We start from the raw sequence: 22,935 nt of genomic DNA on the forward strand, positions 1-22,935 counted from the left end.
CATTGCAGCATGATAAAGTCCGCAACCGAGCCCCTGCTTGACCGTCCAGCCCCGCAGTTCCGCGCCCGCCGGTCTCCGATTTCCCACTTTCCCGAGAGACAGCCTTATGAAGATCCACGAGTACCAAGGCAAGGAAATCTTGCGCAACTTCGGCGTGCCGGTCCCGCGCGGCATTCCCGCCTTCACCGTTCAGGAAGCCGTCGAAGCGGCCCAGAAGCTGGGCGGCCCGGTCTGGGTGGTCAAGGCGCAGATCCACGCCGGCGGCCGCGGCAAGGGCGGCGGCGTGAAGGTCGCCAAGAGCGTCGACGACGTCAAGCGCCTGGCCGGCGAAATCCTCGGCATGCAGCTGAAGACGCACCAGACCGGCCCCGAGGGCCAGAAGGTGCGCCGCCTGTACATCGAGGACGGCGCCGACATCCAGAAGGAGTACTACCTCTCCGTCGTGACCGACCGCGCCACCCAGAGCGTGGCGTTCATCGCCTCCAGCGAAGGCGGCATGGACATCGAGGAAGTGGCGCACTCCACCCCCGAGAAGATCGTCAAGGTGTTCGTCAATCCGCTGGTGGGCCTCACGCAAGCCCAGGGCGAGGAACTCGCCCGCGGCATCGGCATGCCGGCCGACTCGAAGGCGCAGTTCGTCGACATCTGCCAGAAGCTCTACAAGTGCTACATGGAGACGGACGCGTCCCTGGTGGAGATCAACCCCCTGAACCGCGACAGCAAGGGCAAGGTCATCGCGCTGGACGCCAAGTTCAACTTCGACTCCAACGCGCTGTTCCGCCACCCCGAGATCGTGGCCCTGCGTGACCTGGACGAAGAGGACCCGGCCGAGATCGAAGCTTCCAAGTTCGACCTCGCCTACATCTCCCTGGACGGCAACATCGGCTGCCTGGTCAACGGCGCCGGCCTGGCCATGGCCACCATGGACACCATCAAGCTGTTCGGCGCCTCACCGGCCAACTTCCTCGACGTGGGCGGCGGCGCCACCCCGGAGAAGGTCACCGAGGCCTTCAAGATCATGCTGAAGAACAAGAAGGTCGAGGCCATCCTGGTCAACATCTTCGGCGGCATCATGAAGTGCGACACCATCGCCACCGGCGTCATCACCGCCTGCAAGGCGGTGAACCTGAGCGTCCCCCTCGTCGTGCGCATGAAGGGCACCAACGAGGACCTGGGCAAGAAGATGCTGGCCGAATCCGGCCTCCCGATCATCAGCGCGGACACCATGGCCGAAGCGGCCCAGAAGGTCGTCGCCGCCGTCAGCAAGTAAACCCAGGATTCAGGAAGACAGCCATGGCTATCTACATCAACAAGGACACCAAGGTCATCACCCAGGGCATCACGGGCAAGACCGGCCAGTTCCACACCGAGAAGTGCCAGGAGTACGCGAACGGCAAGAACTGCTTCGTCGCCGGCGTGAACCCCAAGAAGGCGGGCGAGAAGATCTTCGACATCCCGATCTTTGCCTCCGTCAAGGATGCCAAGCAGCAGACCGGCGCGGCCGTCTCCGTGATCTACGTGCCGCCGGCGGGCGCCGCCGCGGCGATCTGGGAAGCGGTGGAAGCCGACCTGGATCTCGCGATCTGCATCACCGAAGGCATCCCCGTGCGCGACATGCTGGAAGTGCGCAACCGGATGAAGCAGAAGGAAGCCAAGGGCGGCAAGAAGACGCTGCTGCTGGGCCCCAACTGCCCCGGCCTGATCACCCCCGAGGAGATCAAGATCGGCATCATGCCCGGCCACATCCACAAGAAGGGCCGCGTGGGCGTCGTCTCGCGTTCCGGCACGCTGACGTATGAGGCCGTGGCGCAGCTCACCGAGCTGGGCATCGGCCAGTCTTCCGCGGTGGGCATCGGCGGCGACCCGATCAACGGCCTCAAGCACATCGACGTGATGCAGGCCTTCAACGACGATCCGGACACCGACGCCGTGATCATGATCGGCGAGATCGGCGGACCCGACGAGGCCGACGCCGCCCGCTGGTGCAAGGACCACATGAAGAAGCCGATCGTGGGCTTCATCGCCGGCGTCACGGCGCCTCCGGGCAAGCGCATGGGCCACGCCGGCGCGCTGATCTCCGGCGGCGCCGACACGGCCGAAGCCAAGCTGGCGATCATGGAGGAGTGCGGCTTCCGGATCACCCGCAACCCGTCGGAGATGGGCCGCATCCTCAAGTCGCTGATCTGAGCGACACGTTCCCCCGGGAAGGCCGGCTGCCGCAAGGTTGCCGGCCTTTTTTGCTTGCGGCGCCGCTTTCCCCGACCGTCCGCCGGAATTTGCAACAAAGTGTTCAAGGCTCGTGCGAAAGTCGCTTGTGGGTGAGCAAGCGCTCTGCTAACTTCACCCGCGAGGCAGTCCTGCCCCGTCAAGGGCGGTTGGGAGCGCATCCCTGCATGGATCTGCAGGTTCGTCGGCTACGGTGCCGGACAAAGGGGCGGAAGTGGGCCAATCCTCGACTGACAAGCGCGTGAAGTTCTGGCGCACCGACTGGTTCGTGGGCGTGCTCGTCGTGGCGGCGGTCGTCCTCCTGCACGCTTCCACCGACGTGGTCGGCACCCTCGAGCGGCGCTTCTACGACTACGCCAGCACCCAGACCTCGCGCCAGCCGTCCGACCGCATCGCCATCATCGCCATCGACGACCAGAGCATCGCCAACATCGGCAGCTGGCCCTGGCCGCGCGACGTGCACGCGGAACTGATCGACAAGCTCGCCGCCGCCAAGGCCAAGACGATCGTCCACACCGCCTTCTTCTTCGAGCCGCAGAAGGACCGCGGCCTCGAATGGATCCGCAGGATCAAGGGCGCCCTCGGGCCGAGCGGGTCCAATTCGCAGGCCGAAAAGCTGATCGCGGACGCGGAGCAGGCCCTCGACAGCGATGCCAAGCTGGCCGCCAGCATGGCCCGGGCCGGCAACGTGCTGATCCCCTCCGTGTTCCGCCTCGGCGAACCCCAGGGCAAGCCGGACAAGCCGCTGGGCGCCGCGCTGCTGAAGAACGCCATCGAGGAGCACGACGCCTTCTCGCTGCCCAGCGTCAGCGCGCAGCAGCCGATCGACGTGATCGGCAACGTGGCGGCGGGCGTCGGGCACCTGAACCTCGATGCCGACGGCGACGGCACAGTGCGGCGCGACCCGCTGCTGGTGAACTACTACGGCAAGGCGGTGCCCTCGCTGGCGCTGCTGGCGGCGGCCGCGAGCCTGAACCTCGCGCCTTCGGACATCAAGCTGCATGTCGGCGAATCGGTGCAGATCGGCAAGCTGAAGGTGCGCACCGACGGCGCCGCGCGCGTGATGCCGCAGTTCTACAAGGGGCAGGACGGCCGGCCGGCCTTCCAGGTCGACTCCTTCTACGACGTGCTGGCCGGCAAGATCCCGGCCTCCAAGTACGCGGGCAAGATCGTCCTGATCGGCTCCACCGCGGCCGGCGTCGGCATGTCCTCGCCGGTGCCCGGCAACCCCGCGGCGACGCCCGTGGAGATGATGGCGCACGTCACCTCCAGCATCCTCAGCGAGCACTTCATCGTGCAGCCCGCCTGGTCGGTGTGGGCCGCCCTCGGCGCGCTGCTGCTGGTGGCCGGCTACCTCACCGCGGTGCTGCCGCGCCTGTCGGCCGGGGTCGCGGGAGCGATCACCGCTGTCCTCTTCATCGTGCTGGTGGGCGCCGAGTACGGGCTGCTCGCCGGCAGCTCCACCTGGATCCAGCTGGTGTTCCCGGCCACCCTGCTGCTGATCGGATACCTGGGCCTCACCACCAAGCGCTTCCTGCTCACCGAGGCGCACAAGGTGCGCGCCGACGAGGAGTCGGCCGAGACCAACCGCATGATGGGCCTGGCGCTGCAGGGCCAGGGCCAGCTGGACATGGCCTTCGACCGCTTCCGCCGCGTGCCGATGGCCGACGAGGTGATGGCCAACCTGTACAACCTGGCGCTGGACTTCGAGCGCAAGCGCCAGTTCAACAAGGCGCAGGCCGTGTACGAGCACATGGCCGCCTTCAACCCGAAGTACAAGGACCTCGCGTCCAAGCTGAACCGGGCGAAGAACCTGTCCGAGACGGTGATCCTGGGCGGCGGCGGCAGCCATCCGGGCGGCACGCTGCTGCTCGATGGCGGCGCGGTGGAAAAGCCGATGCTGGGGCGCTACCAGGTGGAGAAGGAGCTGGGCAAGGGCGCCATGGGCGTGGTCTACCAGGGGCGCGACCCGAAGATCGGCCGCGTGGTGGCGATCAAGACGCTGGCGCTGTCGCAGGAGTTCGAGGGCGAGGAACTGACCGACGCCCGCGAGCGCTTCTTCCGCGAGGCCGAGACGGCCGGCCGGCTGCAGCACCAGAACATCGTGACCATCTTCGATGCCGGCGAGGAACACGACCTCGCCTACATCGCCATGGAGTTCCTCAAGGGCCGCGACCTGGTGGGGCACTGCCGCGACGGCAGCCTGCTGCCCGTGCCCCAGGTGCTGTCGATCGTCGCGCGGGTCGCGGAGGCGCTGGCCTACGCGCACCGGCAGCACGTGGTGCACCGCGACATCAAGCCCGCCAACATCATGTACGAGGAGAGCTCGGACACGGTGAAGGTCACGGACTTCGGCATCGCCCGCATCACCGATTCGAGCAAGACCAAGACGGGGCTCGTGCTGGGCACCCCCAGCTTCATGTCGCCGGAGCAGATCGCCGGCAAGAAGGTGGACGGGAGATCCGACCTGTACTCGCTGGGCGTCATGCTGTACCAGATGCTCACCGGCGTGCTGCCGTACCGCGGCGACTCGATGGCGGAGCTGATGTACAAGATCGCCAACGAGCCGGCGCCCGACCTGCTCGCCGTGCGCCGCGACCTGCCGCCGCAGCTGGCGCGGGTGGTCGCGCGCGCCCTGGCCAAGAAGCCGGAGGAGCGCTTCCAGGACGGCGACGAGTTCGCGCGCGAGCTGCGGGCGGTGATGGCCGCCGCGCCGGCGGCGCCTGCCACGGCGGCCGCAGCGGCGGACTTCGGCAGGACGACCGTGCTTGCGGCGCCGACCGGCGGCGATGCGAACGCCACCGTCGCGATGGCCGCGAGCCCGCCGATTAAGCAGCCTGACGGCCCGGTGCATGCAGACAACGGTTTTGGCAAGACCCTGCCGGCTTCAGGCCTGCCCGGCTATGATGCGGCTGAGAACGACCGGCAAGCGCGCGAGGCGCAGCCCGGCCCAACGCCCGCGATCCACATGTCCGGGGCCCCGGAGATGCCCCAGGCCGGCGGCGGGAAGGCCGGCCGGGAGCCTTGACCCGCCAACTATGAACTACGAGTTTTGCTTCCGCACGGACCCAGGTCTTGCGCGCGAAAACAACGAGGATTCGGTCACTGTCGATGAGGCCACGCGCCTGGGCATCCTGGCGGACGGCATGGGCGGCTACAACGCGGGCGAAGTCGCCAGCGGCATGGCCACGACCTTCATCAAGTCGGAACTGGGGCGCTGGCTGGCGCAGGCCGGCCGCCACGCCAACGCGCGCGAAGTGCGCCGGGCGATGGAGATCTGCGTCGACAACGCCAACCGCTCGATCTTCAACGCCGCCAACTCCAACCCGCAGTACAGCGGCATGGGCACCACCCTGGTCGTCGGCGTGTTCCAGGATGGCCGCGTCATGCTCGGTCATATCGGCGACTCGCGCTGCTACCGCCTGCGCGCCGGCCAGCTCGAACAGATCACGAAGGACCATTCGCTGCTGCAGGAGCAGATGGACGCCGGCCTGATCACCCCCGAGCAGGCGGCGACCTCCACCAACAAGAACCTCGTCACGCGGGCGCTGGGCGTCGAGGACGCGGTGTTGCTGGAAGTCAACGAACACAAGGTCGAACCGGGCGATCTTTATCTGATGTGCTCTGATGGCTTGTCGGACATGCTCGACGACGAGGCGATCGCCCGCATCATGGTCATGGAGATCCCGCTCGAACAGAAGTCGATCCAGCTGGTGGACGCGGCGAATGCGAACGGCGGGCGCGACAACATTTCGGTGCTGCTGGCCCAGGCCAACAGCGGCTCCAGGAAAAAAGGCTTGATCTCGCGATGGCTGGGACAATGATGCGGGACAACGGACAGGCTATGAACAGGAGTCGACCATGCCGAAAATGATCGTTTCGATCGACGGTGTCGTCATCAAGGAAGTGCAGTTGACCAAGGACCGGACCACCCTCGGGCGGCGGCCTTACAACGATATCGTGATCGACAACCTCGCCGTCTCCGGCGAGCACGCCGTGCTGCAGCTCACGGGCAACGAGGTCTTCCTGGAAGACCTGAACAGCACCAACGGCACCTACGTCAACGGCAAGGCGGTCAAGAAGCAGTTGTTGCAGAACAACGACACCGTCGAGATCGGCAAGTACAAGATCAAGTTCATCAACGAGGCGCCCGGCGCGACCTTCGAGAAGACCATGATCATCAAGCCGGGCATGGTGCCGCCGGTACCGCGCCCGGCCGCCGCGCCGGCCGGCGCCACGGCCACCGCCACCGCGACGGCGGCGCCCGTGCACAGCTCACAGGCGGCGGCGCAGGCCGCGGCCCACGCCGTGATCAACAAGCCCTTCGACCCGAGCTCGATGAACGCCAGCATCAAGGTGCTGTCGGGCGCCGCGGCGGGGCGCGAGGTGCCGCTGGTGAAGGTGGTCACGACCATCGGCAAGCCCGGGGTCGCGGTTGCCGCGATCACCAAGCGCTCCAACGGTTTCGTGGTGGCCCATGTCGAGGGCGCCAACAAGCCGCTGCTCAATGGCACGCAGATCGGCGCCGAGCCGGTGACGCTGAAGAACGGCGACATGCTGGAGCTCGCCGGCACCCAGATGCAGTTCCTGCTGGCGACCTGACACCGGGGCCGCTCCCACCGCACAGCCATGGGACTGCTTGCCCGGCACTGGTCCCGCATCGCGATCACGCTCCTGCCGCTGGTGTTCGCGCTGCTGCACGCGGTGGGCGTGCTGCCGATGCAGTTCCTGCACCGGCTCGATGCGATCCTGTACGACGCGCGGCTGCGCGCCACCATGCCGCAGACGCTCGACCCGCGGGTCGTGATCGTCGACATCGACGAGAAGAGCCTGGCCGAGGTTGGCCGCTGGCCCTGGAGCCGCAACCGGCTGGCGGAGATGGTCGACGAGCTGTTCGAGCGCCAGCAGATCACCCTCCTGGGCTTCGACGTGGTGTTCGCGGAGCCGGACGACAGCTCCGGCCTGAAGCGCCTGCGGCAGATGGCCGAAGACGAACTGCGCGACGCCGCCGGCTTCCAGCAGCAGCTGGCGAAGCTGCAGTCCTCCCTCGACTACGACGCGGTGTTCGCGCGCTCGCTGGCGAAGCGCCCCATCGTCCTGGGCTACTACTTCACGGCGGACCGCGACGGCCGCAAGAACGGCGTCCTGCCCGCGCCCGTCATGACGCGCGAGACGCTGCAGGGCCGGCGCATCGCCTTCACGCGCTTCAACGGCTACGGCTCCAACATCGAGGCGCTCGCCAAGGCGGCGCCGGTGGCCGGGCACTTCAACCCGCTGACCGACGGCGACGGCGTGGTGCGCTCGATCCCGCTGGTCGCGGAGCACGCCGGCGCGTATTACGAGGCGCTGTCGCTCGCCATGTTCCGCATGCTGGTGGGCCAGCCCGCGGTGGAGCCCGGCTTTCCGCGCGACCAGCTGGTGGGGCGCGAGTACACCGGGCTCGAAAGCGTGGTCCTGCGCCAGGGGCAGCGCAGGCTGGCCGTGCCGGTGGACGACCGGGTGGCGACACTCGTGCCCTTCCGCGGCCCCGGCGGCCCGGCCGGCGGCTCCTTCCGCTACGTGTCCGCCTCGGACGTGCTGCAGAAGCGCCTGGCCCCGGGCGAACTCAAGGACAAGATCGTGCTGGTGGGCACCACCGCGCCGGGCCTGCTGGACCTGCGGGTCACGCCCGTGGGCGAGACCTATCCCGGCGTGGAGACGCATGCGAACGTCATCACCGGCCTGATGGACAACCGGCTGCACGTGAAGCCCGATTACGCCGTCGGCTACGAGGTCGTGGTCCTGCTCGTCGCCGGGCTGCTGCTGGCCGTGCTGCTGCCGGTGCTCTCGGCCACGACCGCCGTGACGGTCAGCTTCGGGGTGGTCGGCGCGCTGGTGGCCCTGAACTACTACCTGTTCGCGGCCCACGGCCTGGTGATGCCGCTCGCCTCCGCGCTGTTCATGGCGGGCACCGCCTTCGCGCTGAACATGAGCTACGGCTACTTCGTGGAAAGCCGCAGCAAGCGCCAGATCGCCAACCTGTTCGGCACCTACGTCCCGCCGGAGCTGGTCGACGAGATGGTCAAGGACCCCGACAGCTACAGCATGAAGGCCACCAGCAAGGAGCTGACCGTCATGTTCTCGGACATGCGGGGCTTCACCAAGATGTCGGAGAAGATGGAGCCGACGCAGCTGCAGGAGCTCCTCAACGAGGTGTTCAGCAAGCTCACGGACATCATCCGCTCCAACCGCGGCACCATCGACAAGTACATGGGCGACTGCGTCATGGCCTTCTGGGGCGCCCCGGTGGAGACGCCCAACCACGCCGAACTGGCCGTGAAATCGGCCCTCGGGATGATCGCGGCGGTGGTGGAGATCAACGAGGGCCACCGCGCCAAGGGCATCCCGGAGATCGGCATCGGCGTGGGCATCAACACCGGCACCATGTGCGTGGGCGACATGGGTTCCGACATCCGCCGCAGCTACACCGTGATCGGCGACGCGGTGAACCTCGGCTCGCGCCTGGAGGGGCTGTCGAAGGTGTACGGCCTGTCCATCGTGGTCAGCGAGTCGGCGCGCCTGCAGGCCCCCGGATTCGCCTGGCAGGAACTGGACCGCGTCCGCGTCAAGGGCAAGGAGCAAGCGGTGGGCATCTACACCCCGCTCGCGCCCGCCGACGCGGTGCCCCCGGAGGTGGCGCAGGAGCTGAAGATCTGGGGCGCTTTCCTCAAGGCCTACCGCGCGCAGGACTGGGAACAGTGCGACCTGCAGTTGCTCAATCTGCAGCGAATCAACGCCAAAAAATACCTTTACGATCTGTATACCGAACGTGTAGCCTCCATGAGGCTGCTGCCCTTCGACCCGTCGTGGGACGGCGCGACCACTTTCGAGACGAAATAACCGGGGGCGCTGATGCGGGTGCGGGTCCTGGGCTGTTCGGGCGCGATCGCGAAGGACAGCCGAACCACCTCTTTCCTCGTCGACAGCGACGTGCTGGTCGACGCAGGCACGGGCGTGGGCGACCTCACCCTGGAGGAGATGCGCGCGATCCGCCACGTGCTCGTGACGCATTCCCACCTGGACCACATCGCCGCGCTGCCGCTGATGGTCGATTCGATCGCCTCCCAGCTCAAGGATCCGATCCGCATCTGCGCGCTGCCGGGCACCATCGCCGCGCTCAAGACCCACGTGTTCAACAACGTGATCTGGCCCGACTTCAGCTGCATCCCCTCGCCGCAGGCGCCCTTCATCAGCTTCCACGAGATCCAGGTCGGCCAGACGCTGGAGCTGGGCGGCAAGTACATCGAGGTGCTGCCCGCCGTGCACACCGTGCCGGCGTGCGGCTTCGCCCTGACCACCGGCAACGGCAACGGCTGCTGGGTCTTCACCGGCGACACCGAACGCAACCCGGCGTTCTGGCGTCGCATCAACCAGATCGACGTCGCGGCACTGGTGATCGAGACGGCCTTCAGCAACCGCGAACGCGAGCTCGCCCACCGCAGCCTGCACCTGTCGCCGCACGCGCTGGCCGAGGAGCTGGACTGCATCGACAAGGGCAAGCGCTTCCCGATCTACATCACCCACACGAAGCCGGCCGAGACCGAGCTGATCATGAGCGAGATCCAGAAGTTCGACCAGACGCAGCCTTTCGGCCCGGACGTCTCGCACGATATCCGCTGGCTGCGCGCGGGCCAGGAATTCGAACTATGAGCCGCCCGGCCGCTCCGAAGGCGAATGCCGCAGCGCGCAGCGCGGAGGCCTGCGAATGAGCGCTGTCCTCCGGTCGCGGGACAGCGAGCAGGAATTCTTCAGCTCCCAGCAACTGCCCCCGGACAAGCGCGGGATCTCGTTCGAGGCGTTGTTCTTCCGCCAGCTGCAGGCGGTCACGACGCGCATCCACGCGACGGAGAACGTCGACGAGATCATGCTGGAGGCGAGCGCGGACATCTGCCGCCTGTTCAACGCCGACCGGCTCACGCTCTATGCGGTGAACGAGGACCGCACCGCGATCGTCTCCAAGATCAAGACCGGCCTGAACACCAGCCGCGACCTGAAGCTGCCCGTCAGCCCCCAGAGCATCGCCGGCTACGTCGCGATGTCCAAGGAGCTGGTCAACATCTCCGACGTGTACGACGAGGAAGCGCTCAAGCGCATCCACCCGAGCCTCACCTTCCTGAAGGAAGTCGACAAGCGCTCCGGCTACCGCACCAAGCAGATGCTGGTGGTGCCGATCCTCGACGGCGAGGTGCTGCACGGCGTGCTGCAGATCATCAACAACAAGAGCGACCAGCCCTTCGGCGAGCTCGAGGTCGAGGGCGCGACGCAGCTTTGCAAGACGCTCGCCACCGCGATCCACCAGCGCATGCAGCGCGCCGAGGACGGCGCCCGGCGCAAGGCGACCAAGTACGACGGCCTCGTCGCCGACGGCCTGCTGACGCACGAGGAACTGGGCAACGCCATCCAGAAGGCGCGCGCCGAATCCAAGCCGGTGGAGCAGGTCCTGATGGCGGACTTCTCCATCAAGCCCGCCCAGATCGGCCCGTCCCTGTCGAAGTTCTTCGGCGTGCCGTACGAGCCCTTCAACCCGAACCGCATCCGCGTCGAAGCCCTGCAGGGCGCGCTGAAGCACGAATTCGTGGCGGAGCAGGGCTGGATCCCGCTGGAGGAAGGCCCCGAGGGCCTGGTGGTGATGTGCCAGGACCCGGAAGCCGTGCGCAACTCGCGCGTGCTGCCGCAGATCTTCCCGCGCATCGGCCGGTTCTCCTGGCGCGTGACGACCCAGACGGAATTCCAGCAGACGGTGGAACAGCTCTGGAACATCCCGACCCACGAGGAAACGGTCGAAGAACTGCTGGCGGACCTGAACGTGCCGCTGGAGGACGAGGGCGACGAGCATTCGCTCGAATCCGCGGCGGCCGACAACGAACTGGTCAAGTTCGTCAACAAGATCATCGTCGACGCCTACCACCAGCGGGCGTCGGACATCCACATCGAGCCGCTGCCCGGCAAGGCCAAGACCGGCATCCGCTTCCGCGTGGACGGCAGCCTCGTGCCCTACGTGGAAGTGCCCGCGCACTTCCGCCAGGCGCTGGTGACACGCCTGAAGATCATGTGCGACCTCGACATCTCCGAGCGCCGCAAGCCGCAGGACGGCAAGATCAAGTTCAGGAAGTACGGCCCGCTCGACATCGAGCTGCGCGTGGCGACGATCCCCACCGCCGGCGGCGTCGAGGATGTCGTGATGCGCATCCTGGCCGCCGGCGAGCCGATCCCGCTGGAGAAGCTGGGCCTGACCGAGCACAACCGCGTCGCCCTCGAGAAGACGGTCAGCAAGCCCTACGGCCTGTTCTACGTCTGCGGCCCCACCGGTTCGGGCAAGACCACCACGCTGCACTCGATCCTGAAGTTCCTCAACACGCCGGAGACCAAGATCTGGACGGCGGAGGACCCGGTGGAGATCACGCAGAAGGGCCTGCGCCAGGTGCAGATCAACAAGAAGGCCGGCATCGACTTCGCCACGGTGATGCGCGCCTTCCTGCGCGCCGACCCGGACATCATCATGGTGGGCGAGTCGCGCGACCGGGAAACGGTGTCCATGGGCATCGAGGCCTCGCTCACCGGCCACCTGGTGTTCTCCACGCTGCATACCAATTCGGCGCCGGAGTCGGTGATCCGCCTGCTGGACATGGGCATGGACCCGTTCAACTTCGCCGATGCCCTGCTCGGGATCCTGGCGCAGCGCCTGGCCAAGCGCCTGTGCGAGTGCAAGGAGTCCTATGCGCCCTCGCACGAGGAGCTGCGCATGTTCATCGCCGAGTACGCGCTGGACCTGCAGCACACCGAGGCCTGGAAGGCCGACCCCGGCGGCGAGGCGCAGAAGCTGTACGAGACCTGGGTCGAGACCTACGGCCACGAGGGCGAGCTGCGCCTGTACCGCGCGGTGGGCTGCACCAAGTGCAACCAGAGCGGCTACAAGGGCCGCGTCGGCCTGCACGAACTGCTGGTGGCCGACGAGGAGATCAAGCACCTGATCCAGGAACATGCCCGGGTGGCCGAAATCTTCACCGCCGCCGTCGCCGCCGGCATGCGGACGCTGAAGATGGACGGCATGGAAAAGATCCTCATGGGCCTGACGGACCTGAAGCAGGTCCGGTCGGTGTGCATCCGCTAACGGCGCTCCCCGGCGCCCGCCTGACAGGATTTGTCACGCCAAGTGACACGAGGGTCACCTTCGGGCCGGAAAACAGGCACCAAAGTGCCCAAAACTTCACAAACGCTTCACGAACCGGCCGTGGCACAGCGATTGCACTTGTTCCTCCGCTTCTCTCACACACAACCGGAGGTTTCATGAAGCGTCAACTCCAACAGGGCTTTACCCTGATCGAACTGATGATCGTGGTCGCGATCATCGGTATTCTCGCCGCGGTGGCCCTGCCGGCTTACCAGGACTACACCAAGCGTGCCAAGATGTCCGAAGTGATCCTGGCGGCTTCGAGCTGCCGGACGTCGATCACCGAAGTGATCCAGTCGGCCAGCGCGCTGCCCGGCGCCAACGCCTGGGGTTGCGAGCAGACGGCCGCCGGCGGTTCGTCGCAGTACGTCGACAAGGTCGAGACGGACGCCACGGGCATGATCAAGGTGACCAGCAAGGGCATCCCGAACATGGACAACGGCAACGCCGGCGGCATCGTGACCCTGAAGCCCTTCCTGGCCGATGGCACGACCGTGCCGACGGCGGGCACCACGGTCGGCAAGTGGCGCTGCGGCAGCACCGCCGACGGCACCACGGTGGCCATGAAGTTCCTGCCGGGCTCCTGCCGCGGCGGCTGATGAGGCAAGCGTGGCTCCCCCTTCCGACGTAGGATGACGGAGCCGCGATAGTCCCCCGAACGAGCGGCCTTGCGGCCGCTCGTTTGCTTTCCGCGAATTCCGGGCCCCTGTCCCGTGAGTGCCATGGACGTCCTTGCTGCTGATCCCTCCCTCGACGCCCCCTCCCTCGCACCCGCACCCGCATCCGCTGTCGAAGTGACGGTGCTGATGCCGTGCCTGAACGAGGCGCGGACCGTGGCGACCTGCGTGCTGGCCGCGCGCCGTTTCCTCGAGGCGTCCGGCGTCGCCGGCGAAGTGCTGGTGGCCGACAATGGCTCCAGCGATGGTTCGCAGGAGCTGGCCCGCCGGGCGGGCGCGCGCGTGATCCAGGTCCCGCGGCGCGGCTACGGCGCGGCGCTGCGCGCCGGCATTGCCGCTGCCCAGGGCCGGTACGTGATCATGGGCGACGCGGACGACAGCTACGATTTCTCCGCCCTGCAGGGTTTCGTCGACGCGCTGCGCGCGGGCGCCCAGCTCGTGATGGGCAACCGCTTCCGCGGCGGGATCGCACCCGGGGCCATGCCGCCGCTGCATCGGTATCTCGGCAACCCGGTCCTGAGTTTTGTCGGGCGGCTGTTCTTCCGCTCGGAGATCCGCGACTTCCACTGCGGACTGCGCGGCTTCTCGCGCGAGGCGATGAACCGCCTGGGCCTGGTGTCTCCCGGCATGGAGTTCGCCAGCGAAATGGTGGCCAAGGCGGCGCTGGCGGGTTTGCCGATTGCGGAAGTCCCCACCACCCTGCGTCCCGATGGACGCGACCGGCCGCCGCACCTGCGCACCTGGCGCGACGGTTGGCGGCATTTACGCTTCTTGCTGCTGTTTTGCCCGCGCTGGTTGTTCTTGTACCCTGGTTTGCTGCTCATGCTGCTGGGTCTGGCCGGCTTTGCCTTCGGCGCGGCGGGCCGGGTGCTCGGTGTGCATTCCTTGCTCTTCATGGCCGCCGCCACCGTGCTGGGTGGGCAGTTGATCCAGCTGGCCCTGCTGACCAAGTGGATCGGCATCGTATCGGGCGTGGTGCCGTCGCAGCGCTGGCTGGCCCGCCTGTCGCCGTTCCTCAAGATCGAAAATGGTTTGCTGGCGGGCCTGCTGTTCATCCTGCTGGGATTGGCCGCGTCCGTGGGGCTGACCATCGACTGGGGCGCCGCCGGTTTCGGAGCGCTGGAGCCGGAGCAAACCATGCGGGTCGCCATTCCGGCCGTGACGCTCATGATCCTGGGTGCGCAGGTGGCGGCCGGTTCGCTGTTTGCCGGAGCGCTGAACTTCAATTGGGCGTCGGCGGAGCGCAGTGGCACCGCGGGCAGCTCATGAATCAGACGCTCACCGCAAGGCCGTCGGCGCTCACAGCCTTGCTGCGCTGGGAAGGGCTGCTGGTTTGTCTGCTGACAGTGGCTTCCTTTGTGTCAGTGCCGCTGACGCAGGGTGAACTTGGCTTGGGCTCGGACGCCCTGAACCACCATATTTACCTGGGCTGGACCGCGCAGCAGCATCGGTTCGACCTTGATTTCCTTGCGGCAGGCTACCAAGCCTATACCTTTCCCTATCTGTATTGGCCGCTGTACAAGATGGCGGCCGCGGGCTGGTCCGGCGTGGCTGTCGGCGTGACGCTGGCGGCGCTACATGGCGTGCTGGTCGCGCCGCCCGTGTGGCTCCTGGCGCGCGCCTGCATGCCAGGCGCGACCTGGTTTGACTTGGCGATGCGCGTGCTGGGCGTGGCGCTGGCTTTCCTGACGGGTGTGGCCCTGTCGGTGCTGGACGCCACGATGAACGATTTGCTGGCCGCCGCGCCGCTGTTATGGGCGGTGGCGCTGGCGGTGCAGGCCATGCCGGGCGCGGGCAGTGATGGCAGGGCGGCGCGCTCGCTGGTGCTGTGCTCAGGTCTGTGCGCCGGGGCCGCAGTGGCGGCCAAACTCAGTAACGGCCCGCTTGCCATTTTGATGCCGGGGCTGTGGTGGCTGTGCGGCCGCGGCTGGATGCAGCGGGTGATGGCAGTTGCCCTGGGAAGCGCGGCCACCTTGCTGGGTTTTGCGGCGCTCTATGGTTATTGGGGCTGGTTGTTGTGGCGCTACTTCGGCAACCCGATTTTTCCGTTTCATCACCATTGGTTCGAGCCCTTGCGCCTTTGGACGGGAATGAGCTGAGGCGCGATGAACCGCTTTGAGCCCGACACCTGGCTGGCCGCGCTGCTGCGGCCTGTTGCGATGGCCGCGCCCGACAGCTATGTGTATGTCGAAATGATGGCGCCTGATTTCCGTTGGGTGTTCGCGCTGCTCCTGCTGTTGCTGCTGGTCGTCATGCGGTGGCGTGCACGCGGCGGCAGTGCGGGGGCCGTCGCTGCAACTGGCGCTGACGCCGGGCCTGCCACGGTCTTCGTACTGGTGGCGGCGTTGGCCGTGGCTTTCGTGCCCTGGCTGATGACCTCCGGCAACGGCAGGTATTTCCTGGCCGGATTGCTTGTGGTGGGACCGGTGTGCGTCGGGCTGGCTTGGCGCTTGCCGGTGACCCGCGCGCTGCGCCTCACATTGGCCGCGGGCATGGTGGCCTTGCAGGCGTTTGCCGTGCAGCAGAGCGCGCCGTGGCAGGCTTGGGGGCTGGCGCAGTGGAAGGAGCCGCCGTATTTCCAAGTGGACTTGCCGCCCGAGGCAAAAGCGGAACCTGCCACTTATGTCACCATGTCGGTCATCAGCTATTCGTTGCTGATTCCTCAGTTCCACCCGCAGTCGCGCTGGATGAATCTGGCTAACGCACCCGTGCCGGGCACGAGCACTTTCAATAGTGCGGGCACTGCAGCCTTCCTGGCGCAAACGCAAGGCAAGTTGAGGCTGCTCGTGCCGGTAGTGCCTGGCATGTTGACCGAGGCGCTGTTGCCCAATGCCAAGGTGTCCGAAATCATCGACAGCCAGCTGGCACCCTTCGGCCTGGGTTTTGCACACCCTCAGGCTTGCCGCTTCTTGCACTCGCGCAGTCTGGCCAGCATGGGACTGCGCGAAAAAACCGACGAGCAGCGTGCGCAATCCGGCTTCTGGCTGTGCGACTTGCGCCGCGTCGCGCCGAACGCGCGCGCGGCAGCGTACGGGCGGCGCCACGACGCGGTGTTTGCCGCGCTGGAAAAGCAGTGCCCGCGCTTCTTGCCCGCGAATGGCGACGGTCCCAGCATGGCTCTACCCAGCGGCGAAGTGCGCAGCTATCTGCAGGCCGAGATGAAGCTGTATGTCTACGATGACGGCCAAGTGCTGTACAAGTATTACCGGGATTTGAACCCGGTTTTCGTCGGCAAGGCACAGGACATTTTGGCGGGACGGGCGCGGATGGATTGCGCGGCTGTTCGGGCGACGCTGCCTTGGGGGCGCAACTCGTAGCTGCCAACAGGGGATGGAGATGGCGAGGAAATCGAAGATCGCGATCGTTGTGCTCAGCTACAACGCTTTGAGGTATGCGCGGCGGATGCTTCGTTCCGTGCGAACGACCAGCCCAGAAGCGCCAGCGTTCCATTCACGGTCGGAAAGCAACGCGAGATGAGTTCGACCCGTCGCCTGCTCATCGCGGTAGGGCCGTGGCAGCTCGTCACCCTCGCCGCCGCGGTGAAGCAGGTCAACGTGCCTGAAGCGTGCGATGTGCTGATCCTTCAGGAATCCTATTCCCCTACGCCGCAGCTCAAAGACGCGATGCACGCCATCGCTGTCGCGCTGTTTCCGGACGCGAAAGTCGTGCCGGTGTTCGATTCTCTCGCCGCCTGCCGACTCAAGACGATCTCCGGCCCACAGCCGATCCTGAACGAGATCCGCGCCGCGTGCGGCGAAGCGCCGTCGGAAATCTGGATGGCGAAACTGAACCACCAGCCCGAACGGTTCATTCTGGAAGCCTATCCAGAAGCGCCGATCACGCTGTACGAGGACGGCACGGGAACGTTCGTCGACGTCCCAGTGCTGGGCCCGGGCCCCATTCGCGCGATGGCGGGGCGAACTCTCCGCGCGTTTGGACTCAGGCCGCAGGTGGTCGACGTCGGAGACGGCTCGTATCTCGCGACGAGACATTACCAGCGGCTGACGCGCGCGGTCTTGTATCTCCAGCGCGATCTCCAACTGCCGGAATATTTGAAGGATAGACAGGTGATTTCGATAGGCGACGACATACTGCGCAGCCGCATCGCCGCGTGTGCGCAGGTGCCGACGCTGCGCGTGGCGACGGCATCGTCGAGACTCCGGCGGCCAATTGTGCTAATGCTTGGTCAATGTATGGCGCGCAGCGGTCTGATCGAATTGAAGGATGAGATCGAAATCTATCGCCGCTCCGTCGCCGCGGTGCTCGAGAAGGGTTACAGCGTGCTGTGGAGGGATCATCCACGGACGCATCAGCCCTACTTTGATTTGATGGGCGATATCGCCGAGCCAGATCGACTGCAAAGATTGCAGGCTCCCGACGGGTATCCGGTTGAGATATTCGTGCCACATTTGGGCCTCTCGGCGTGCATCGCGGGGGTGTCCAGCGCGATCTTGTACCTGAAGGATCTTTATGGCATCCCAGGCTACTCGTTCGCCGACGACCTGCGCCCGTATTTGAAGATCGACGCGAATTTTCGACTGATACAGCAGCAGATGGCGGCCCACGTCGCAGCGCTGTCGCAGCTCCCGCGGCACCGAACTGCTGATGTGCTCCGCGAGGCGATCACCGGTGTCTGAACCCCGGGTCCTTTTTGTTGCCCACGACGCTTACCGGGCTGGTGCGACGATTTTCCTGCTCAATATGCTGCGTTGGATCCGAGAACGCACGTCCGTCCAGTTCCAAATTGCCTTTCGTAACGATGGCGAAATGGTGGCTGAGTTTGAAGAGGTGTGCCGAACCCATGTGCTTGCCGCTCCACCGGACCGGGCCGCTGGCATACGAGGTCGAGTGGGACAGTGGCTGGATCGGCGCAGCGCGCATCGCAGGCAATGCACCCTCCAGTCGCTGCTCGATTCTGCGGAGTTTGATGTACTCTATCTCAACACGATCACGCTGGGTGATCAGCTAGCAGCATTGAGGCGCCTGCGCGTGCCGGTAATTACCCACGTGCATGAATTGAGTTGGGCGATTCAGCGTTACGCGCGAGGCGAAGAACGACGTGTGCTTGAGACGTCAGCGCGTCTCATTTGTGTATCTGAAGCGGTTCGCAGCAACCTCGTGAATCACTTTGCCTGCCCTGCTGAGAAGGCGCTGTGCATCCGCGGTTTTGTGCCTGTCCATGGGGAGGCGGCAGATCCCTCTCAAGAGCAGCGCAAGCGCTTGCTTGAGCCGTTCGCCATTCCCGAGAATGCCCGTCTCATCGGCATGTGTGGCCACGGCGATATCCGAAAGGGCGTGGATTTGGTAGTACCGCTGGCGCGGTTGCTGCCTGTTGAGGTTGCGGGACTTGAACTTCACATCGTGTGGATAGGTGCCTTGGCTCCAGAGTACCCGCGCGAAGTAGCAATAGCCGATGCGCGTCGCGCGGGTGTAGACGACCGTCTGCATTTCACCGGTGTGACGCCTACGCCCGGGGAATGGCTCTCGTTGCTGGATGTTCATGCCTTGCTTTCGCGGGAGGATCCGTTTCCACTTGTGGTCATGGAGGCTGCCACGCACGGTGTCCCGACGGTGGCCTTCCGCGACGCGGGAGGTGCCGTCGAGTTCATTCAGGAGGATGCTGGGACATGTTCGCCGTTTCTTGACCTGCCCGCATTTGCGTCCAGTCTTGTTGAACTATTGGAAAACGAAGACATGCGACTGACCAAGGCTGCAACTGCGCGGGCGCGCGTGCATGCGCTGCATGCGCCCGAGGTGGCGCTGCCCCAGATTGTTCAAGTGATCGAACAGGTGGCAAGAACCACGATGTAGCGGCGAGTGGCCCACTTGATGACGAAAAAAGACATAGACAAGGTCAAGCTGATTGCCTTCTATTTGCCGCAGTTTCATCCAATTCCAGAGAATGATGAATGGTGGGGCAAAGGGTTCACCGAATGGACCAACGTGACCAAGGCAGAGCCCCTGTTCGAGGGCCATTACCAGCCGCATCTGCCGGCCGACCTGGGGTTTTACGATTTGCGTGTCCCGGGGATCATGCGAGAGCAGGCGCGGCTTGCCAAAGCTCATGGCATTGATGGCTTTTGCTATCACTATTACTGGTTTTCCGGCAAGAGGCTGCTGGAGCGTCCGCTGGACAATATGTTGAAGGATCCAGCCGTCGACATGCCATTTTGCCTGTGCTGGGCCAATGAAAACTGGACGCGGCGCTGGGATGGCGACAACAAGAAAGTACTGATCGCCCAAAAGTACAGGCCGGAAGACGACAAAGGCTTTGTCGATGATTTGCTGCCATACCTCAAGGACCCGCGTTACATACGATTGAATGGTGCGCCCTTGTTGATTGTCTATGCGCCTCAGCATTTGCCGGATGCGCGCCGAATGACAGAGGCTTGGCGTAAACATTGCCGAGACCTCGGTGTGGGTGAAATTCACCTGTGCGCCGCCTTGATCCTTGGCAACAAATCGAAGCCCGAAGGTTTTGACAGTACAGTTGATTTCCCGCCTCACAACCTTAGCTCGTCGCCTCGGAATGCGAGCATGAGGTTCACTGAAAAATATAAGCTTTCCTTTTGCGGGAACATTCTTGAGTATGGGGAAATTGCTCGCCATTTCTTGAATCAGTCTCATGAGGATATGGGGCATTTTCGAACTGTATTCCCATCATGGGACAATACCGCTCGCACGGGGGAACGGGCCAATGTTGTCATAAATGCCAGTCCTGAAAACTATGAAATCTGGCTTTCCAGATCAATGGAAAAGGCCGAAGAGGAATTGCCGGCCGAAAGACGAATTGTTTTCATCAACGCCTGGAATGAATGGGCGGAAGGATGCCATCTGGAGCCGGATCGTCGGCATGGCCATGCATACCTCGAGGCCACAAAACGCGCACGGACGGGACTTGTCGTCGGACGTGAGTTTGCGCAAGGGACTCTCCAAACTCGCGTCATTCGCAGGCGTTTTATGAATGACTTGATGGGTGTTTTCATTTATCACGGCGCGATACTTGAAAACAACCTGGGAAAATGGATTCAGGATTACCCAAGGCTGCGGCGAATGGCACGCTGGGTTCTCGGAAGGAAATGACCGACATGCCAAAGGCATCGGCATACCTCCAATTGTGGCGCCAGCTGGCGCCTTACCATCGATTGGGCTCGATGGCTTTGGTGGCTGGCAACATCGCAGCCGCCGTGCTGGAAGTGGTGGGCCTGGCGCTGTTTGGTGTCGTGCTCTTGCGGATCTCGCAAGGGGGCGCGATGCCTGCGGACTTCTGGTTGACCAAAATCGTTGGCAAGGCTGGGAGCGCAGATTTGCAGGTTGTCACGGTGGTTTGCGCAGCCGTGTATGTCGCCAAAAACGCCTTGATGGTGTTTCTGGCCTGGTTGGAGGCGCGGCTGGCGTTTGGCGTGCAAACGCATTTGAGCGGCTTGGCCTTGGCCGCGCTTCTCAAGCAGGACTACGAACTGGCTAGCCGTGGCGATGGCAGTGCCAGTATCAATCTACTGACGGGCGGCATGAACGCCATCCCGTTCAATATTCTTTTGCCCGGGCTGGGCTTGCTGGCCGAAGGCACGCTGATGGTCGCATTGGTGCTATTTCTGCTGATAACCCAGCCGTTACTCTCGCTCAGCATGCTCGCGACCTTGGCCCTTGTGATGGGGACGTTGGTGCTGGTGAGCCGACGACTCGTGCTGCGCCTTGGCAACGACCGCCACCGGTCGGAGGACGAACGGCAGCGCCTGCTGCTGGGAATCTTCAGTCATTTGCGCGAGATGTACATCTACTCTGCGGGATCGCGCGCCGTGTCGCACATGTTGGCGCAGCTGACGCGGTTGGGCAAAGCGTACCGGGGATTCCAGATGCTCTCGACCTCGCCGCGGTTTGTGCTCGAAGTCGCCTTGGTAGGAGCGCTGTTGGCAGTTGTGTATGTCCATGCGCAGTCCAACCTGGATTCAACCTTGGTTGTCAGCATTGGTATTTTTGGAGCGGCCGGCTCCCGGCTTTTGCTGGGCATCAACCGGATGGTTGCAAGTGTGCAGGCCATGCGCTTCGCGGGGGTCATCGTCGAGCGAGTGGCGAATGTACTGACGACCTCGGCAGCACCGGCCGCCGCGGGACGAGGGCGCAGTGGCGCGCCGGATGGCGCACTGCGGTTGACTGGCGTGGCCTATGCCTACGGCCCGGACAAGCCGGTCCTGCGCGGGGTAGATTTCGAGCTGCCGCGCCGCGCGCTGATCGCCATCAAGGGACGCTCGGGGGCGGGCAAGAGCACACTGCTCGAAATCATGGCGGGTCTGCGTGCGCCATCTGCCGGCACGGTGGAATTGGATGGTCAGCCCATCAGGTACAAGCAGGCGCTGCTTGGCCGTGTGGCCTACGCTGGGCAACAGCCCGCGGTGTTCCCGGACACGGTGCGCGCGAACGTGGCATTTGGCTTGCCGCCGGAAGCAATTGACGACCAAGCCGTCTGGCGCGCCTTGACCCGCGCCCACTTGGACGAGGTGGTGCGCGAGCTGCCTGGTCAGCTGAACTTTCTCATGCGCACGCCGCTGGCCTTGTCGGGTGGCCAGATTCAGAGGCTGGCTCTGGCCCGGGCGCTCTACATCGAGTGCGATTACCTCCTGCTGGATGAACCGTCGGCGGCGCTGGATGCCGAGACCGAACGGCAGCTGCTTGCCACTTTCAGAGAGTTGGCGCAAACCGCGGGCGTGCTGATCGTGTCGCACCGGGCTGCGCCCATTCAGGCGGCGGATGCCGTGTGGGAGCTGGCCGACGGGCGGATCATGCCATCCAACAGCGCGCAGCCAGAGCAGGTGGGCACTTGAATGCCTCATCCGCCATCTGCGCCGTGGTCGTCAACTGGAATGGTTGGCGCGACACCATTGGGTGCGTCGATAGTTTGCTCGCCCTGGGCAACCCGCCACTTCGCATCGTGTTGTGCGACAACGCTTCGACAGACGGATCTGTCTCCGAACTGGCGCAATACTTGAGCACACGCCTGCCGCAGTGGCAGACGGAGCCAGACGGAATGAGCTGGACAAGCCCACGGTGCGGCGAAGGCGTGGTGTCGGTGCATCTGCTGCGTATGCCGCAGAACCTAGGCTACGCCGGCGCGCTCAATGAGGGCATACGCTGGTCTCGCGAGCGCTGGGCCCCCAAGGGCTTCTGGCTGCTCAACAACGATGTGAAGGCCGAACCGGGCGCTTTGGCCGCTCTGGTGGCGGCACACGACAGCGTTCCGCGCGCCGGCATTTGCGGTTCGGTGCTGCTGGAATGGGACGATCCGCCATGTATCCAAGCGGTGGCGGGAGTGCATCGTCGCTGGCTCGGGGTGGGCTGGCATGACACGCGGCTGCCGGCGCACGGCGGCGACGTGAGCCTGGCGGTGGACTACCCGGTCGGAGCTTCCATGTACGTAGACACGGCGTACCTGGACGCGGTCGGCCCGATGGACCCGTGCTACTTCCTGTACTGCGAGGAGATGGACTGGGCGGAACGCGGCCGCCGCCTCGGCTATCGACCGGTGGTCGCGCTGGCGAGTCGCCTGCGGCACAAGGAAGGCGCGAGCACCGGCTCGCGCGGCGGCGTGCGCCACAAATCGCTGCTTTCCGAGCGATATGGCGTCACTAGCCGGCTGCGCATCACGCGCAAGTTCTGGCCGCGTTACCTGCCGCTGGTATGGGCCAGCCTCCTGCTCGTGATCCTGGACCGGCTGGCGCATGGCGAGATCGCCCGCGCACGCCTCGTATTGCGTCTGATGTTTTCGCGGTTGCCCGAGGTCGGCGACCGATGATTCCCTTTCACGGATGCAACATGTTCTTCAAG

General features: G+C 65.1%; 17 protein-coding genes. All 17 read left to right on the forward strand.

Going from position 1 to position 22,935, the window contains the following annotated elements; all coding sequences use genetic code 11:
• Positions 1-106: 106 nt before the first annotated feature.
• The 17 genes from sucC (at position 107) to WG923_RS04690 (ending at position 22,903) form a co-directional block, all read left to right on the forward strand.
• A complete protein-coding gene (sucC, locus tag WG923_RS04610; RefSeq protein WP_340349759.1) occupies positions 107-1,270 on the forward strand; it encodes an ADP-forming succinate--CoA ligase subunit beta in 1,164 nt (387 codons plus the stop codon).
• 23 nt (positions 1,271-1,293) lie between these two features.
• Positions 1,294-2,187 (forward strand): succinate--CoA ligase subunit alpha, encoded by an 894-nt coding sequence (gene sucD / locus WG923_RS04615; protein ID WP_340349760.1) that lies wholly within the window; start codon positions 1,294-1,296, stop codon positions 2,185-2,187.
• Positions 2,188-2,467: 280 nt separating this feature from the next.
• On the forward strand, positions 2,468-5,254 hold the full coding sequence (locus tag WG923_RS04620; RefSeq protein ID WP_340349761.1) for a CHASE2 domain-containing serine/threonine-protein kinase: 2,787 nt from the start codon (positions 2,468-2,470) through the stop codon (positions 5,252-5,254).
• A 10-nt stretch (positions 5,255-5,264) separates the two neighbouring features.
• Positions 5,265-6,050, forward strand: a complete 786-nt coding sequence (locus WG923_RS04625) for a Stp1/IreP family PP2C-type Ser/Thr phosphatase (protein WP_340349762.1) — start codon at positions 5,265-5,267, stop codon at positions 6,048-6,050.
• A gap of 37 nt (positions 6,051-6,087) precedes the next feature.
• Positions 6,088-6,828, forward strand: a complete 741-nt coding sequence (locus tag WG923_RS04630; protein ID WP_340349763.1) for an FHA domain-containing protein — start codon at positions 6,088-6,090, stop codon at positions 6,826-6,828.
• 27 nt (positions 6,829-6,855) lie between these two features.
• A complete protein-coding gene (locus tag WG923_RS04635) occupies positions 6,856-9,105 on the forward strand; it encodes a CHASE2 domain-containing protein (protein ID WP_340349764.1) in 2,250 nt (749 codons plus the stop codon).
• 12 nt (positions 9,106-9,117) lie between these two features.
• Positions 9,118-9,915 (forward strand): 3',5'-cyclic-nucleotide phosphodiesterase, encoded by a 798-nt coding sequence (locus WG923_RS04640; RefSeq protein ID WP_340349765.1) that lies wholly within the window; start codon positions 9,118-9,120, stop codon positions 9,913-9,915.
• Between the two features lie 55 nt (positions 9,916-9,970).
• Complete coding sequence (locus tag WG923_RS04645; protein ID WP_340349766.1) at positions 9,971-12,376, forward strand: GspE/PulE family protein; 2,406 nt, start codon at positions 9,971-9,973, stop codon at positions 12,374-12,376.
• Positions 12,377-12,552: 176 nt separating this feature from the next.
• Positions 12,553-13,035 (forward strand): pilin, encoded by a 483-nt coding sequence (locus WG923_RS04650; protein WP_340349767.1) that lies wholly within the window; start codon positions 12,553-12,555, stop codon positions 13,033-13,035.
• Between the two features lie 123 nt (positions 13,036-13,158).
• Positions 13,159-14,382, forward strand: coding sequence for a glycosyltransferase family 2 protein (locus WG923_RS04655; protein ID WP_340349768.1), 1,224 nt, complete (start codon positions 13,159-13,161; stop codon positions 14,380-14,382).
• Positions 14,379-15,212 carry a hypothetical protein gene (locus WG923_RS04660; protein WP_340349769.1) on the forward strand — a complete coding sequence of 278 codons (834 nt, stop codon included), beginning with the start codon at positions 14,379-14,381 and terminating at the stop codon, positions 15,210-15,212. The genes WG923_RS04655 and WG923_RS04660 overlap by 4 nt, the downstream gene beginning before the upstream one ends.
• 6 nt (positions 15,213-15,218) lie before the next feature.
• Complete coding sequence (locus tag WG923_RS04665; RefSeq protein ID WP_340349770.1) at positions 15,219-16,430, forward strand: hypothetical protein; 1,212 nt, start codon at positions 15,219-15,221, stop codon at positions 16,428-16,430.
• A 156-nt stretch (positions 16,431-16,586) separates the two neighbouring features.
• A complete protein-coding gene (locus tag WG923_RS04670; RefSeq protein WP_340349771.1) occupies positions 16,587-17,750 on the forward strand; it encodes a polysialyltransferase family glycosyltransferase in 1,164 nt (387 codons plus the stop codon).
• Positions 17,743-18,924 (forward strand): glycosyltransferase family 4 protein, encoded by a 1,182-nt coding sequence (locus WG923_RS04675; protein WP_340349772.1) that lies wholly within the window; start codon positions 17,743-17,745, stop codon positions 18,922-18,924. The genes WG923_RS04670 and WG923_RS04675 overlap by 8 nt, the downstream gene beginning before the upstream one ends.
• Before the next feature lie 18 nt (positions 18,925-18,942).
• Positions 18,943-20,196: a glycosyltransferase WbsX family protein gene (locus WG923_RS04680; protein WP_340349773.1), complete on the forward strand. Its 1,254-nt coding sequence runs from the start codon at positions 18,943-18,945 to the stop codon at positions 20,194-20,196.
• Entirely contained in the window at positions 20,193-21,935 is a 1,743-nt protein-coding gene (locus WG923_RS04685; RefSeq protein ID WP_340349774.1) for an ABC transporter ATP-binding protein, read from the forward strand. Before WG923_RS04680 ends, WG923_RS04685 begins: the two co-directional genes overlap by 4 nt.
• Positions 21,932-22,903, forward strand: a complete 972-nt coding sequence (locus tag WG923_RS04690; protein WP_340349775.1) for a glycosyltransferase family 2 protein — start codon at positions 21,932-21,934, stop codon at positions 22,901-22,903. The genes WG923_RS04685 and WG923_RS04690 overlap by 4 nt, the downstream gene beginning before the upstream one ends.
• Positions 22,904-22,935: the final 32 nt, after the last annotated feature.

Origin of the sequence: Ramlibacter sp. AN1133, from assembly GCF_037890035.1 — a bacterium.
GTDB lineage: Bacteria > Pseudomonadota > Gammaproteobacteria > Burkholderiales > Burkholderiaceae_C > Ramlibacter.